Source organism: Pseudarthrobacter sp. SSS035, from assembly GCF_023273875.1.
GTDB lineage: Bacteria > Actinomycetota > Actinomycetes > Actinomycetales > Micrococcaceae > Arthrobacter.
Genome location: NZ_CP096882.1, coordinates 2143583 through 2159308, shown reverse-complemented (window position 1 = coordinate 2159308; position 15726 = coordinate 2143583). Strand labels below are relative to the sequence as shown.

Here is a 15726-nt window from a genome sequence, read left to right as displayed (position 1 = left end):
CGTCAGACCCGGTCCAGTTTGGCGACACCGATTTTGGAGTCCGCCATCCCGTAAAACACAAACAGCTGGTCGCCGATTTTTTCGATCGCGGTGGGGAACACCACGTTGGGCACGATCCCCGAAATCTCATCCTCGGTTTCCGGCGCCAACAACGGCTTGTCGCTGCGGGCGATGACCTTGGACGGGTCCTCGGCGGACAGGATCATGGCCGCCGCGGTGTAGTTGACGTTCTGCTGCTGCTCGAAGGCAGAAGCGGCCATCTTGCCGGCCACGCCGTGGTGGATCAGGAGCCAGCCTTCGTCCACGCGGATGGGGGGCGGGCCGCCACCGATCTTCAGTTCCTCGAACGGGAACTCGCTGAGGGCCACCAGCCGGTGCTTGCCCATGTGGACCAGGTTGCGCAGGTCGCGCTCGACGTCGGCCACAGCCACGTAGGAGATCCAGATGCCGGGGCGGTTGTCCGTTACGCCGGCGGGCAGGTGCTCGCCTTCGCCGGGACGGATCCAGCCCAGGTCCCACATGGGGCGGTGCAGCATGGCGTAGGAGGGCACGCCGTCGGGGTCGTTCACCGGCTCCGGGAAGAACACCGCGTCCTTGTTGGGAAACAGGTTCAGATCCATGGAGAGATCGGCCTGGTACTCAAAGAAGCACGGGCCCAGGCGGTCCCAGTTCCGGAGGTCCTCGGAGTGGGCGAAGGCGAGGCGGGGACCCAGCGGGCCGTAGGCCACGTAGGTCATGAGGTGCTTGCCCAGGGCGGGTACCCAGGTGGTGCGCGGATCCTCGGTACCGGCGTTGTTCATGCCGCGTTCCCAGCCCTCGTCCGGAGCCAGGACCACGCCCTCGCGCTCCACTCCGGTGGGCACGCCGTCGTCGTTGATGACCACTTTGGCGAGACCCACGCGGGACACGTTGCCCGTGGCCACAAGCCGCGGCAGCAGGTACAGCTCGCCGTCCGGGCCGCGGCCGCTGGCGGGGTTGAGGACACCCTCGGCCTCGAAGTCGTTGCCGGGCTCCGGGGTCATGATGACGCCGGCGCGGGTGAGGGTGAACGGGACAGTGGGGAGTGCTGAAGTGTGGGGGGAAGTCATTGATTAGCCCTTTACGCTGGAACCGATATTGGTGGAAATGAACTGGCGCTGGAAGAAAATGAACAGCGCGACGGCGGGCGCCGCCAGGACGCAGGCACCGGCAAGGATGGCGCCAAACGGGTTGCCGGCCTGGCCGGCGATGTTGGAGATGAAGTTGGCCAGGGACACGGCCAGGGGCTGCAGGGACTGCTCCTTGGTGACCAGGAACGGCCACAGGAACTCGTTCCACGGGCCGATGAAGGTCAGCAGCACCGCGGTGACAATGGCCGGACGGACCAGCGGGATGGCGATCTGCCACAGTATCCGCAGTTCCGAGGCGCCGTCGATCCGGGCCGCCTCAAACAGGGTTGAGGGCAGCTGGAGGAAGTACTGGCGGAACACAAACACCGCCGTGGAGTTGATGGCGAACGGCAGGATCATGCCCAGGAAGCTGTCCGCCAGGCCGTAATCGCGCACGATCATGACGTAGAGCGGGATGAGCAGCAGCTGGAACGGGATCATCTGCACCAGCAGCATCATGCCGAACACCACGCCGCGGCCACGGAACTTCATCTGCGCCAGGGCATAGCCCACCAGCAGCCCGAAAACCACCGTGAAGAAGATGACTCCGCCGGTGAAGATGCCGGAGTTGAGCAGGCCGCGGAACAGGTTGATGGACTCGTTGATCTGCACATAGTTCGCCCCGGTGATGTTGGCCGGATTGGGAAACGCGCCGAAAATTGACGTGTCCGGGGCTGTCTGGAGCGAACCGATGAGCATGTAGTAGAACGGGAAGAGGAACACGAAGGCGCCCACGCCCAGCAGGATGAAGCTGCCCACGCCCAGGTTGCGGCGCTTTTCGACGCCCGAGTCGGGACGAAGGACAGGTTCCGGTGGTTCCGGACGCCGGCTGGCGTCGTCGTCGTTCTTGGCGTTTTGTGCGTTGGTGACGGACATTCTCAGTCCTCCTTCCCGCCCACGAGGCGTTTCTGGATCAGGGCGATCAGCAGGACGCCGATCACCAGCACCACACCCAGTGCGGCCGCGACGTCGGGGTTCCCCTGCAGGAGGCCCCGCTGGTACATGATGAACACCGGGGAGGCCGAGGCCCCGTCCGGACCGCCGCCGCCGGTCAGCAGGTACGGCTCGGTGAAGAGGTTCGCGCCGGTGATGGTGGCCAGCAGCGTGACCAGGACGCTGGCGGGCCGGACGCCGGGAACGGTGATGTTCCAGAACTGGACCCACTTGTTGCCGCCGTCCACGGATGCTGATTCGTACAGCTCATCGGGGATGTTCTGCAGCGCCGCGAGGTAGAGCAGGATGAAGAATCCCAACTGTTTCCACGTCACGTACAGGGCCACGGTGGGCATGGCCAGCCACGAATTCACCAGCCAGGACGGGGCTGGGGCCAGGGGCCCCAGCCCCGTGTTCAGCAGCCCGTTTTGCTGGAACAGGAACAGCCAGACCCCGACGACGGCGACGCTCGCCGTCACGTACGGGACGTAGTAGCTGAGGCGGAAGAACGTCTTGAACCGGGTGATGCGGTTCAGTGCGTTGGCCAGCAGCAGGGACAGGCCCACCGTTAACGGGACGTTAATGATCATGAAAACGCCGATGTTCAGGAACGAACGCTGGACGGCGGGGTCTGAGAGGACGGTGATGTAGTTGTCGAACCCTACAAACGGCCGGTCCACCTTGACCCGTGGTGCCGTAAAGAAGAAATCGTGGAAGGAAATGTAGACGGCGTAGCCGAGAGGGAACGCCAGGACGGCCAGCACGTAGATGACGTAGGGGGCGCTGAACAGCAGGCCCAGCGGCTGGGGGCCCAGGAAGTTCTTACGCTTCCTGGGCACCAGCCGCCGGTCCGCCGTTCCACCAGCCGGTTTCCCCGTGACGGGGTTCCCACTAGAAGAGCGGAGTGACATTGGGGGTCACCGCTACTTCTGGGCTACCAGTTGGTTGATCTTGTCCGCCGCGTCCTTGAACGCGGTGTCGATGCTTTCGTTCCCGAAGATCACGGCCTTGGCGTAGGCGGTGCGGAAGGTCTGCCAGACTTCAACCGAGTTGGCGACGTTGGGGACCTCCACAGTCCGCGCAGCCTGCTCGGCGAACTGGGTGTACGCCGGGTTCTTGGCGAAGTAGTCCGCGTAGACCGTGGGAAGGTCCTTGCGCATGGGCATCTGGCCGGTGTCGGTCAGCAGCTTGCCGTCCTGCTCCTGGCTGGTGGCGAACTTCATGACCTCCCAGGCGGTGCCCTGGTTCTCGCAAGCCGAGTACATGGCCACATTCTTCGCGTCGGAGAAGGTTGAGGCATCAGCCTTGGCGGCGGCAGCGGGGACCGGGACTGCGCCCCAGTTCACCTTGTCCTTGTAGGCGGCAATGGCCCACGGACCGGCCATGGACATGGCCGCCTTGCCCTCGGCGAATGAATCGCCCTGGTAGACCTCCTTGGAGGCCAGGTTCTCCTTGTAGAGGGTCTCGAACATGGTGGCGACCTGCTTGCCCTCCTCGCTGTCGAACGTGGCCTTGCCGTCCTTCACCAGCGGCGCGCCGTCGGAGTTGGCTGCATAGAAGGAGTAGAAATCGAACCAGGCTTGGAAGAAGTCACTGGCCGGTGAGGGCCACATGGCGTTGGTGGCAGCGCCGGAGGACACCAGGGTCCGGGCGGTGTCCAGCAGTTCCTGGTGCGTCCCCAGCTTCGGGTTCTCCGGGTCCAGCCCGGCCTTGGCAAACATGTCCTTGTTGTAGAAGAGGACAACGGGATTGGACTTCCAGGGCAGCTGGTACATCTTGCCGTCCGCGGACTTGTACTGGTCCGCCAGGTCACCGGTGCGGTCCTTGATGTACTGGAGCCCGTCCGGGAATTCGTCCAGGGCCACCAAACCGCCCTGCTTCTGGAACTGCGGTACGGCCACGGGCGCGGTGTTGAAGACCAGGCAGGGGGCGTTGCCGGCCGTGATGGCTGCGCCGATGACCTCTTCGGAGCTTTTGCCGGCAGGGATCTCCTGCGCATCGATCTTCTCATCGGGGTGGGCGGAGTTCCAGGATTCCACCATGGCTTTGCCCCACTTAACCTCGAACTCGTTGTTGGCGTACCAGATCTTGATGGGGCCCTTGGCGGACGTGGCGGAACCGCCGTCGCCACCCCCTCCGCTGCCGCCGCAGGCAGCCAGGCCTGCCCCCATGACGGTCAGGGCGGCCACTGACAATATTCGCGTGGCTTTGGTAAAGCGCTTCATTGCGACTCCTTGGTACTGGTCCCGGTGGGGATCTGCGACTGGTTGGTGTGCTTTTTGCTTGCTTGGGGGCTTGCTACGGTGCTGGCTTGGTGGTTGTGGATGGGGCCGGGCCGGTGGAGGCGCGGACCAGCAGGGAAGGTGCCTGCAGGTCCGTGTCCTCACCGGAGTGGGTGCCGTTGAGCTGGTCCAGGAGGGCCTGCGCGGCAACTCTGCCCCAGCGCATGGGGTCAGTGGAGATAGTGGTGAGGGGTGGGTTGAGGTACTGGGTGAACTCTGCGTTGTCGTAGCCGGTGACTGACAGGTCACCCGGGACGTTCAGGCCCTGAGACTGTGCGAAGGACTGGCCGGACGTGGCCATGAGGTCGTTCGCATAGACAATCGCGGTGGGGCGGTCCGGCCGGCGGAGCAGTTCCGCGGTTGCAGCCACTCCCCCGGGCGCCGTGAAATCAGCCTCCGCGAACAGATCCGCTGCCAGGCCGGCAGCGGCCATGGCCGCTTCCCAGGCCCGGCGGCGGCTGCGGCCGTGGATGTATTCCTGGGCGCCGCCCACATGGCCGATCCGGACGTGGCCCAGGGCCAGAAGATGTTCGACGGCGGCCGTGATGCCGTCCGTGTCATCCATGGACACCGCGGGGAAGGGTGAGTCCGAATCCGGCCTGTTGAGCGTCACGGCCGGCAGCTTGAGCTCGCGCAGCAGGCCGATCCGGGAATCGTTGTGCCGCACATCGGTCAGGATCACGCCGTCCACGCGGCCGCCGTCGGCCAGTTTGCGGTAGGCCCGCTCTTCGGCGCCGGGGGCGGTGGCAACGCTCAGGACCAGCGTGTAATCGTGCTCGGCGAGGGTGGTTTCGATGCCCGCAATGAATGCCGGGAAGAACGGGTCCGTGCCGAGGAGCTTCGGGTCGCGGGCCACCACCAGGCCCAGCGCGTAGGCCTTCGCGGAGGACAGGCCCTTGGCGCGGAGGCTCGGCTTCCAGCCAAGCTCTTTGGCGACCTGGAGGATCCGGCCCCGGGTGGCGTCGCTGACGCCGGGCTGGTTGTTCAGCGCATACGAGACAGCACCTTTGCTGACGCCGGCCGCGTGGGCGACGTCGCTGATGGTTACTGCCATGATGTGGGGCCCTTCAGGTTTCGGGTCCCGTGACTCACGCCACTGAACCGGTTCAGTAGACTCTACTAAACCGGTTCAGTTGAGGGATGTCAAGGGCCCGCCGCCACATTGATGATTTCCGGCGGCCGCCTTGGTTCCGTCCTGGCCGGCTTCCGCCGTCACGCAGGGCACGCCTTTTGGACCACGACGGCGGCGCCCGCCGCGTTATTCCGGGGGACCCCGCCGTCGGGCTTTCCAAAAGGGTGCGTGGCGTGACGCGCGTGCGTCCCCCGCTTGCCGGTGGCGCCGGTCTGAACCTTTGCCGGACCTAGACCCGGGCCAGCCCGGCAACCCCCGCCAGCAGCTCTACGGAGCGGATCCTGGCCTCGGTGCCTGTGTTCTGGTGCGCCACGATAAGCTCGTCGGCGTCGGAGTGCTTGGCGAACTCCTCGAGGTAGTCGTTCACAACGTCCGGGGTGCCGATGGCCGAGTACGTCATCATCTGCGAGACGTGCTGGCCCTGCGGGGAGTCCAGGATCATGTCCGCTTCGTCGTCGGTGAACTCGCGCCCGCCGCCGAAGAACAGCGAGACGCGGGCGCGCAGGGTGGCCCGGAAAGCCGCCTGTGCTTCGGCAGCCGTATCGGCGGCCACCACGTTGACGCCGGCGATCACGTGCGGGGCATCGAGCTGGGCCGACGGCTTGAATTCGCTGCGGTAGAGCGCCACGGCCTCCTGCAGGGCGTTGGGGGCGAAGTGCGAGGCGAAGGCGTACGGCAGGCCCAGTTGGGCGGCGAGGCGGGCGCCGAACAGCGACGATCCGAGGATGTACAGCGGGACGTTGGTGCCCTTACCGGGCGTGGCCTCCACGCCCTGGATCCGCGTGGGACCGGTCAGGTAGCCCTGCAGCTCCAGGACGTCCTGCGGGAAAGTGTCCGCGGACATGGGGTCCCGGCGCAGCGCGCGCATGGTGTTCTGGTCGCTGCCGGGGGCGCGGCCCAGGCCGAGGTCGATCCGGCCGGGGTGCAGCGTTTCCAGGGTGCCGAACTGCTCGGCGATGGTCAGCGGCGAGTGGTTGGGCAGCATGACGCCGCCGGCGCCGAGCCTGATGGTCTTGGTGTGGGCGGCCACGTGGGCGATCAGCACGCTGGTGGCCGACGACGCGATGGCGGACATGTTGTGGTGCTCGGCGTACCAGATCCGCCGGTAGCCCAGCTCCTCCGCCCGCTGTGCCATTGCCACACTGCCTGCGAAACTTTCCGCCGCCGTCTGGCCTTTGCCGATGGTTGCCAGGTCAAGGATGGAGAGGGGAAGCGTCACGTCGGTGCCGGCCTTTCAATGCGTTGCGTAGGGTGGCCGGCCGGGTCGCGGCGGGCACATTGTGGACAACGACGGCGGCACCCGGGTTATTTCTGCGGCCTGCGGTGGGGTGGCCCACAGTCTCGTTTGTGACCGCCGCGGTCGCCCGGTGAACTGCCGTTACTCCCGGTATCGCACCGTTTCGGCGGCCTTTGATCCCGCACCAGCGGTCCCGGATAGTTGCTGCCAAGAACACCGTTCCGTTCCGAAAATCAGCAACTTGCAAGGGGAAATCATGGCGAAAATCAAGACAAGACAGGCTGCGGGTGCAGCACTCGCAGCAGTCACGCTGCTGGCGCTTGCCGCCTGCTCGGACCCGGGCGCAACAGCGGCGACGGCACCGTCGTCGGGCTCTACGGCGAGCGCGGCAGGCAAGACGTTCAACCTGGCCCCGGAGCAGAACCGCGTCAAGGTGGCCGTGGATGCGCAGGCTGCCGCGCTGGTCCCGGAGGCCATCAAGGCGGACGGCAAACTGACCGTGGTCACCACCGGCGGCACAGCCCCGCTGAGCCTGTTCGCCACCGACAACAAAACGCTCATCGGCAGCGAAGTGGACATCGCCTACGCGGTGGGCGAGACCCTGGGATTGACTGTGGAGGTCCTGCCGGTGGCCTGGGCCGACTGGCCGCTGGGCGTTGAATCCGGCAAGTACGAGGCCGTGCTCTCCAACGTCACCGTCACCGAGGCGCGCAAGGAGAAGTTCGACTTCGCCAGCTACCGCAACGACCTCCTGGGCTTCTACGCCAAGACCGATTCCACCATCGGCGACATCAAGGAAGCCAAGGACGTCGCCGGCAAGCGCATCATCGTCGGCTCGGGCACCAACCAGGAAGCGATCCTGGTGCGCTGGGACGAAGAGAACAAGGCCAAGGGGCTCGCGCCGGTTGAGTTCCAGTATTACGACGACGACTCCGCCTCCACGCTGGCACTCCAGTCCGGCCGTGCGGAGCTGACGTTCGGGCCCAACGCCGGGGCGGCCTACAAGGCCGCGAAGGACGGCAAGACCAAGGAAGTGGGCACGCTCAACGGCGGCTGGCCGCTGACCGCCGAAATCGCCTTCACCACACAGAAGGGCAACGGCCTGGCCGTTGCTGCCCAGGCTGCGCTGAACACTCTCATCAAGGACGGCAGCTACGCCGAGATCCTGGACCGGTGGGGCCTGTCCTCGGAGGCCATCAAGACCTCCGAACTGAACCCGCCCGGCCTGCCCAAGAAGTAGGGCCGCCGCCAATGCATCGATTGCTCCCCACCGGCCCCCTTTTGGGACCTCAAAACGGCGTTTACGGAGCACTCGATGCATTGTGGGTTAATGGTCCGGTGAGTGCCGAATTCTCCCTTCATCCCAGCCAGACTTCCGACGCCGCGTGGATCGCCGAGCTCCGCGCCGTCGTCATGCGTCCGGACCTTGAGCGGCTGGGCCGCTTTGACCCGGTTCGCGTGCGCGAGCGCTTCCTCAACGGGTTCCAGCCGGAGCACACCTTCGTCGTCGAGATGGCGGGGCAGACTGCGGGCGTGATCGCTGTCCGCCCGGAGCCCGACGCGCAGTGGATCGAACACTTTTACCTGGCCCCGGAGCATCAGGGAAAGGGCCTCGGCGGCGCCGTGCTCCGGCAGGCCATGGACGGGTCCCGGGACCACCGGCCCTTCCGCCTGAACGTCCTCCAGGGAAGTGCTGCTCGGCGGCTGTATGAGCGGCACGGCTTTGCGGTGGAATCGGAGGACGCTGTGGACGTCTTTATGGCGGCACCGGTCCCTTAACAGATGCCGCGTTCCTGGAGTTCCGGGACGAGGTGGTTGACGATGTCGTCCGCCTGTTCCGGAAAGTGCACTAACGGCGGGTTTGGCAATAGTCTGGCCAGATGGGGACAAAGACCGTGAACTCCGGCGAACAGATCGACAGGCAGTCGCGCATTCTCGAGGCGGCGCTCGATCTGCTGTCGCGCCACGGCATCTCCGGCGTGAGCATGCGTGCCGTGGCGCGCGAAGCCGGAGTCGCACTGGGCCTGGTGAACTACTACTACGACGATAAAACGAGCCTGATCCGGGCAGCCCTGCACCGGGTGGACGAGCATGACCTTCAACTGGTGGCCCAGGACCCTTCGTTGCCGCCGGACGAACAGCTCCGCAAGGCCCTGCGGCGGGTTGCCGGCGCCGAGCTACTGACCACCCGGTACCTGTCCCTGCGCCTGCACCTGTGGGCCCTCGCCCAGGCCGACGAAGGTTATGCAGAGATCAACGCTGCAGCCTTCGACCGGTACCTCGACGGCGTTGCCGCACTCGTATCCAACGCCAAACCCGAACTCTCCTGGGAGGAATGCCGGGAGCGGGCAGCGGACATCGTCGTCATACAGAACGGCATGTGGCTGACGTCGCTTCTGGGCGTGGACAACGCCTCCATCCAGCGCAGCATCGCCCGCACGGAGGAGATCGCCTTCGCCCCGAGCCGCAGAAGAACCAGCGGGGAAGCAGCACTCAGGGAGCTCTAAAGCACACGCCGCGCGGCGATGCAGTAGCGCGCGTCACACTTGAACGAGTGTTCAAGAAAGTATTGAACACTCGTTCAACGTGCGTTAGTGTCCTCCGTATGACTTACGCCACACCGTCTTCTGACATGACAGCATCCACTCTGTTCATCAACGGCTCGTGGGAGCCGGCGGCGTCGGGCGCCGTACGCCACATCCGTAACCCCGCCGACGGCGAGCTGGCCGCCACAGTGTCCGAGGCCGGCCGGGAAGATGCCGAGCGGGCCATCGCTGCAGCCCGGGCGGCCTTCGACTCCGGCGTCTGGGCTTCGGTACCGGCACCCGAGCGCGGCACTTTTCTACTCAAGGTCGCCTCCGAACTGCGCCAACGCCGGGAAAAGTTCGCCCGCGCTGAATCCCTGGACACCGGGAAGCGGATCGCCGAAAGCCGCATCGACATGGACGACATTGCCGCCTGCTTCGAATATTTCGGACGGCTGGCCGGGCAGCAGGCGGGCCGCATGGTCGACGCCGGGGACGCCGCCGTCGTCAGCAAAATCGTCTACGAACCGGTGGGCGTCTGCGGCCTGATCACACCGTGGAACTACCCCCTGCTCCAGGCCGCCTGGAAGATCGCACCCGCTCTGGCCGCGGGCTGCACCTTCGTTCTTAAACCGTCCGAGCTGACGCCGTCCACCGCCATCCTGGCCATGCAGCTGCTGCAGGACCTCGGCCTGCCGGACGGCGTCGCCAACCTCGTGACCGGAGTCGGCGCGGAGGCCGGGGCGCCGCTCTCCGAACACCCCGCCGTCGACCTCGTTTCCTTCACCGGCGGGCTGGAAACCGGCAAGCGCATCGCCGCGGCCGCCGCCGGCACCGTGAAAAAGGTGGCCCTGGAACTAGGCGGCAAGAACCCCAACGTGGTGTTCGCCGACGCGGACTTCGACGCCGCCGTCGACAATGCCCTGAACGGCGCCTTCGTCCACTCCGGGCAGGTCTGCTCCGCCGGAGCCCGGCTGGTGGTGGAGGAATCGATCGCCGAGCGTTTCGTGGACGAGCTGGTCCGACGCGCTCAGGAGATCAGGCTTGGCGGCCCGTTTGACGATGCCGCCGAAACCGGGCCGCTCATTTCCGCGGCCCACCGCGACAAAGTCGACGCGTATGTCCAGCGCGGCATCCAGGAGGGCGCGCGGCTGCGGTGCGGTGGCGCGGCACCTGTTGGGGAAAAGTTCGACGCCGGGTTCTACTACCAGCCGACAGTCCTGGACCGCGTCCAGAGGGGAATGTCCGTGGTAGTGGATGAGGCGTTCGGCCCGGTGGTGACCGTGGAGACCTTCCGCACCGAGGACGAGGCCGTGGCCACGGCCAACGACACCATCTACGGCCTGGCCGGCGCGGTCTGGACCCAGGATGCCGGCAAGGCGCAGCGTGTGGCATCACGGCTGCGGCACGGCACGGTCTGGATCAACGACTACCACCCTTACCTCCCGCAGGCCGAGTGGGGCGGCTTCGGCCAGTCCGGCGTCGGCCGCGAGCTGGGCCCCACGGGCCTGGCCGAATACCAGGAAGCCAAGCACATCTACCACAACACCAGCCCGCAGGTCACCGGCTGGTTTGCTGACCACGGCAAGGAGAACTAGATGCACTACGACAATATCGACGACGTCACCGAGCGCGGGTTCGACTATGTCGTCATCGGCGGCGGATCCGCGGGTGCCGCCGTCGCCGCCCGGCTGAGCGAGGATCCGGACGTGACCGTTGCCCTGGTGGAGGCCGGCCCGGATGACCGGAACCTTCCCGAGATCCTGCAGCTGGACCGCTGGATGGAGCTGCTGGAATCCGGCTATGACTGGGACTACCCGGTGGAGCCGCAGGAGAACGGCAACTCCTTTATGCGCCACGCCCGGGCAAAGGTCATGGGCGGCTGCTCGAGCCACAATTCCTGCATCGCCTTCTGGGCCCCGCGCGAAGACCTGGACGAGTGGGAATCCAAATACGGCGCCACCGGCTGGAACGCCGACGCCGCCTGGCCGCTGTACCAGCGGCTGGAGACCAACGAGGACGCCGGGCCGGACGCACCGCTCCACGGCGGCTCTGGCCCCGTGCACCTGATGAACGTGCCCCCGGTGGATCCTGCCGGCGTCGCGCTCCTGGACGCCTGCGAACAGACCGGCATCCCGCGGGCAAAGTTCAACACCGGAACCACCGTGGTCAACGGCGCAAACTTCTTCCAGATCAACCGCCGCGCGGACGGCACCCGGTCCTCCAGCTCCGTCTCCTACATCCACCCCATCATTGCGCGCGAAAACTTCACCCTGCTGACGGGCCTGCGCGCCCGCCAACTGGTGTTCGACACGGACAAGCGCTGCACCGGCGTGGACGTGGTGGACTCCGCGTTCGGCCGGACCCACCGGCTCACCGCCCGCCGGGAGGTCATCCTGTCCACCGGCGCCATCGACTCCCCGAAGCTGCTGATGCTGTCCGGCATCGGCCCGGCCGCGCACCTGGCCCAGCACGGCATCGAGGTGCTGGTGGACTCCCCCGGAGTGGGTGAGCACCTGCAGGACCACCCCGAAGGCGTGGTGCAGTTCGAGGCCCGGCAGCCGATGGTCCAGGCCTCGACGCAATGGTGGGAAATCGGCATCTTCACCCCCACCGAGGACGGCCTTGACCGCCCGGACCTGATGATGCATTACGGCTCCGTCCCGTTCGACATGAACACCCTGCGGCACGGCTACCCCACTACGGAGAATGGCTTCAGCCTCACCCCGAACGTCACGCACGCCCGCTCCCGCGGCACCGTCCGGCTGCGCAGCCGCGACTTCCGCGACAAGCCCATGGTGGACCCGCGCTACTTCACGGATCCGGACGGCCACGACATGCGGGTCATGGTGGCCGGCATCCGCAAGGCGCGCGAAATCGCCGCCCAGCCGGCAATGGCCGAATGGACCGGCCGCGAGCTTTCGCCCGGCGTCGAGGCGCAGACGGACGAGGAACTGCGGGACTACATCCGCAAGACCCACAACACCGTGTACCACCCCGTCGGCACCGTCCGGATGGGCCCGGCCGACGACGACATGTCGCCCCTCGATCCCGAGCTGCGGGTCAAGGGCGTCACCGGCCTGCGCGTGGCGGATGCGTCCGTCATGCCTGAACACGTCACCGTCAACCCCAACATCACCGTCATGATGATCGGCGAGCGCTGCGCGGACCTGATCCGCGACGGACGGTCCGGCGAAACCATGACCTCAGGAGAAATGGAGCTCACCGCGTCCCTCGCCTAAGCGGCAAGGTCCCGGCGGCAGGGCATCGACCTTCCATGCGCCACGGCCGGCCGGTCATCACTATCGTGCTTTTCTGATTTAGGAGTCCACATGGCGGAACCCAGCAAGAGTATTGATTCAAGCGGCATGGACGAGTTTGGTTATTCGCAGACCCTGGACCGGAGCATCGGCAAGTTTGCCAGCTTCGCGGCAGGTGTCAGCTACATCTCCATCCTCACTGGTGTTTTTCAACTGTTCTACTTTGGCTTTTCCATGGCCGGCCCGGCGTACGCGTGGTCCTGGCCCCTCGTCTTCGCCGGCCAGCTGATGGTGGCGCTGTGCTTTGCCGAGCTGGCCGGCCGCTACCCCGTGGCGGGGTCAGTCTACAACTGGGCCAAGCGGCTCTCTTCGGGGACCTCGTCCTGGCTGGCCGGCTGGCTGCTGATGCTCTCCTCCATCGTGGCGCTGGGCTCCGTGGCACTCGCCCTGCAGCTCACCCTGCCCCAGCTCTGGTCCGGTTTCCAGTTCGTCGGTGACGGCACCGGCCCCTACGACTTCGCCATGAACGGCGTGGTGCTGGCCACCATCATGATCACCATCTCCACCTTCATCAACGCCTTCGGTGTGAAGCTGATGACTAGGATCAACAGCATCGGCGTCTTCGTGGAGCTGACCGCGGCCGTGCTGCTGATCCTCGCGCTGGGCTGGCACGTGGTGCGGGGGCCCGAGGTCTTCTTCGACACCGCCGGCTTCGGCGAGGGGCACGACCTTGGCTTCTTCGGCGTCTTCCTCATCGGCGCCATGGCGTCCGGCTACGTTATGTACGGCTTCGACACCGCCAGCTCCCTCGGCGAGGAAACGAAGGACCCCAAGCGCACGGCACCCAAAGCCATCCTGCGGGCCATTACGGCCTCGTTCGTGCTGGGCGGCCTGATCCTGCTGTTTGGCATCCTGGCCGCACCGGACCTGGCCGATCCCAAGGTGGGAGCTGCCGACGGTGGCCTGCAGTACATTGTGCTCTCCGTCCTGGGCGGACCTTTCGGCAAGGCCTTCCTGGCCTGCATCGTGGTGGCCGTGGTGGTCTGTACCCTGGCTGTCCATGCCGCCGCCATCCGCATGATGTTCGCCATGGCCCGGGACAACAACCTGCCGTTCAGCCGGCAGCTCAGCAAGGTGGATCCGGTCCGCAGGACCCCCAAGATCGCGGCGATCGTGATCGGCGTTATGGCCGTCATTCCGCTGCTGGTCAACGTGATGCAGCCGGCCATCTTCACCATCATGTCCAGCATCAGCATCGTCCTGATTTACCTGTCCTACCTCCTGGTCACTGTTCCGTTGCTGCGCAACCGGCTCCTGAAGAAGTGGCCGCTCGCCGCGGACGGCAGCGAGCCCGGATTCAGCCTGGGCAAATGGGGTCTGCCGGTGAACATCCTCGCGGTCTTCTGGGGCGGCGCCATGACGTTGAACCTGATCTGGCCGCGCCAGGAGATCTACAACTCCGTGCCGCCGTTCGAGTGGTACCTGCAGTGGGGCGGCGTGATCTTCGTGGCCGCCGTGATCATTGGCGGAACCCTGCTCTACCGTCTGAAGATCCGCCACCAGACCGGGGTGCTGGCAGAGCACGCCGCGGCAGTCGCAGCACATCCGTCGTCGGACTCCGCGCTGCAGTTAACATCGGCTGAAACCGGTGTGGCGGACGCCAAAGTACCCTAGAGGCGCTGTTCCCACACCGTCAGCTGCAGCTGCACGTTCCCCAAGGAAGGGTCGACGACGGCACTCTCCTTTCCGCCCTCGGCCCCTCCGAGGAAGCTGCGGCGTGCGGTAAGGAACCAGCGCCGCAGCCACCCGACGGGGCGGTCCGTGCTCATAAAGCGCGGACCGCCTCAGCGGCTTCGTCAGCAGTACGCACGGGCGTTTCCAGGCCGAGGTTGTCGCGCAGGGTGCTACCCCGGTACTCCGTCGGGTAGACGCCGCGTTCCTGCAGTTCCGGCACCAGATGGTTCACGATGTCATCCAGGCCGGAAGGGATCAGCCACGGCGAGATGTTGAAGCCGTCCACCGCGCCGACCCGCGCATATTCAGCCAGCTGGTCCGCCACTGCGGAGTACGAGCCTGTGAACGTGGCGTCCATGCGGGCTGTGCGGGAGGTGACGAACTGGCGGATGGAGAGGCCCTTGTCCTTGGCCTCTGCCCGCCACTGGTCCGCCAGCTGCCGGGCTTTGGCGCCGTGGAAGCCGCTGCCGCGGGTCTCCGAGGTCTCCTCCACCACAGGGTCAATCTCCGGCAGCGGCCCGTCAGGATCGTATTCGGAGAGCTCGCGGCCCCAGAACTGCTCCAGGTATGCCACTGCCTGCTGCGGACCGATTTGGAGGCTGCGCACCCATTCCTTCTTCGCCGCAGCCTCGTCAGCTGTGGGTGCCAGGATGAATTCGCTGGCTGGCATGATCTGTACCGCATTCGCTCCGCGGCCTGCGTTCAGCGAGCGTGCCACAAGGTCCTTGCGGAATTCGACCGCGGCATCAAACTTCGGGTGGGCCGAGAAGATGACGTCCGCTTGGCGGGCAGCAAAGTCACGGCCTTCCGGGGAGTCCCCGGCCTGGAAGAGCACGGGCCGGTATTGGGCGCTGCGAGGCAGCCGCGGAGTCACGTCCACCGTGTAGTGCTGCCCTTCGTGCAGCACATTGCGCGCGGGTCCTTCCGCGGTTTCCCAGGAGTCCCAGATGCGCTTGGCCGTCTCCACGAATGCTTCGGCGTGCCTGTAACGGTCGGCGTGGTCCAGGTATCCCCCGCGCCGGAAGTTGGCACCGGTCCAGGCGTTGTCCGTGGTCACGATGTTCCACGCGGCACGGCCACGGGAAATCAGGTCAAGGGACGAGAGGCGGTGTGCCAGGTCGGCGGGGTCGTTGTACGTGGTGTTCTGGGTGGCCACCAGGCCGATGTTGGTGGTCACGGAAGCCAACGCCGCAAGCATGGTCTGCGCGTCCGGCCGGCCTACGACGTCCAGCGCGTGAGGCCTGCCGAGGTGTTCGCGCAGGCGGAGGCCCTCGCCCAGGAAGAACGCGGCAAACAGTCCCCGCTCGGCCGTCTGCACAATACGGCGGAACGATTCGAAGTCGGTCTGCGAACCGGATTCGGCTGCCTTCCAGATTGTTCCGGAGTTGACGCCCTGGAAAAAGACGCCGAACTGCAGCTGGCCCGTCGGCACAAAAACGTCGGATTGGGCTCTGCTCTGCTGTGTCATGGTCTTC

The 15726-nt window shown here is 66.0% G+C and carries 14 protein-coding genes; 6 read left to right on the top strand and 8 right to left on the bottom strand.

Annotated features, from left to right (window positions below; translation table 11 throughout):
- Nucleotides 1–2: 2 nt before the first annotated feature.
- From MUN23_RS09905 to MUN23_RS09880, 6 genes are all read right to left on the bottom strand, one after another.
- The gene (locus MUN23_RS09905; RefSeq protein WP_248763623.1) at nucleotides 3–1088 is read right to left on the bottom strand and encodes a glycosidase; all 1086 of its coding nucleotides are present in this window, start codon (nucleotides 1086–1088) and stop codon (nucleotides 3–5) included.
- Between the two features lie 3 nt (nucleotides 1089–1091).
- The gene (locus MUN23_RS09900) at nucleotides 1092–2024 is read right to left on the bottom strand and encodes a carbohydrate ABC transporter permease (protein WP_371876011.1); all 933 of its coding nucleotides are present in this window, start codon (nucleotides 2022–2024) and stop codon (nucleotides 1092–1094) included.
- A gap of 2 nt (nucleotides 2025–2026) precedes the next feature.
- On the bottom strand, nucleotides 2027–2992 hold the full coding sequence (locus tag MUN23_RS09895; RefSeq protein WP_248763622.1) for a carbohydrate ABC transporter permease: 966 nt from the start codon (nucleotides 2990–2992) through the stop codon (nucleotides 2027–2029).
- Nucleotides 2993–3004: 12 nt separating this feature from the next.
- Nucleotides 3005–4306, bottom strand: a complete 1302-nt coding sequence (locus MUN23_RS09890; protein ID WP_248763621.1) for an extracellular solute-binding protein — start codon at nucleotides 4304–4306, stop codon at nucleotides 3005–3007.
- A 73-nt stretch (nucleotides 4307–4379) separates the two neighbouring features.
- Entirely contained in the window at nucleotides 4380–5417 is a 1038-nt protein-coding gene (locus MUN23_RS09885) for a LacI family DNA-binding transcriptional regulator (protein WP_248763620.1), read from the bottom strand.
- Between the two features lie 307 nt (nucleotides 5418–5724).
- A complete protein-coding gene (locus tag MUN23_RS09880) occupies nucleotides 5725–6714 on the bottom strand; it encodes an LLM class flavin-dependent oxidoreductase (RefSeq protein WP_248763619.1) in 990 nt (329 codons plus the stop codon).
- Between the two features lie 274 nt (nucleotides 6715–6988).
- Between MUN23_RS09880 and MUN23_RS09875 the strand changes: the two genes are divergently transcribed.
- From MUN23_RS09875 to MUN23_RS09850, 6 genes are all read left to right on the top strand, one after another.
- Nucleotides 6989–7972, top strand: coding sequence for an ABC transporter substrate-binding protein (locus MUN23_RS09875; protein WP_248763618.1), 984 nt, complete (start codon nucleotides 6989–6991; stop codon nucleotides 7970–7972).
- 98 nt (nucleotides 7973–8070) lie between these two features.
- Nucleotides 8071–8511 carry a GNAT family N-acetyltransferase gene (locus tag MUN23_RS09870; protein ID WP_248763617.1) on the top strand — a complete coding sequence of 147 codons (441 nt, stop codon included), beginning with the start codon at nucleotides 8071–8073 and terminating at the stop codon, nucleotides 8509–8511.
- Between the two features lie 101 nt (nucleotides 8512–8612).
- The gene (locus MUN23_RS09865) at nucleotides 8613–9239 is read left to right on the top strand and encodes a TetR/AcrR family transcriptional regulator (RefSeq protein ID WP_248763616.1); all 627 of its coding nucleotides are present in this window, start codon (nucleotides 8613–8615) and stop codon (nucleotides 9237–9239) included.
- 98 nt (nucleotides 9240–9337) lie between these two features.
- Nucleotides 9338–10855 (top strand): aldehyde dehydrogenase family protein, encoded by a 1518-nt coding sequence (locus MUN23_RS09860; protein ID WP_248763615.1) that lies wholly within the window; start codon nucleotides 9338–9340, stop codon nucleotides 10853–10855.
- A complete protein-coding gene (locus tag MUN23_RS09855) occupies nucleotides 10856–12499 on the top strand; it encodes a GMC family oxidoreductase (protein WP_248763614.1) in 1644 nt (547 codons plus the stop codon). It begins immediately after the preceding gene.
- A gap of 90 nt (nucleotides 12500–12589) precedes the next feature.
- Nucleotides 12590–14191 carry an APC family permease gene (locus MUN23_RS09850; RefSeq protein ID WP_248763613.1) on the top strand — a complete coding sequence of 534 codons (1602 nt, stop codon included), beginning with the start codon at nucleotides 12590–12592 and terminating at the stop codon, nucleotides 14189–14191.
- Here the strand turns inward: MUN23_RS09850 and MUN23_RS09845 are convergent.
- On the bottom strand, nucleotides 14188–14346 hold the full coding sequence (locus MUN23_RS09845; protein ID WP_248763612.1) for a hypothetical protein: 159 nt from the start codon (nucleotides 14344–14346) through the stop codon (nucleotides 14188–14190). The genes MUN23_RS09850 and MUN23_RS09845 overlap by 4 nt on opposite strands.
- Nucleotides 14343–15719 carry an NtaA/DmoA family FMN-dependent monooxygenase gene (locus tag MUN23_RS09840; RefSeq protein WP_248763610.1) on the bottom strand — a complete coding sequence of 459 codons (1377 nt, stop codon included), beginning with the start codon at nucleotides 15717–15719 and terminating at the stop codon, nucleotides 14343–14345. The genes MUN23_RS09845 and MUN23_RS09840 overlap by 4 nt, the downstream gene beginning before the upstream one ends.
- Between the last annotated feature and the right edge of the window lie 7 nt (nucleotides 15720–15726).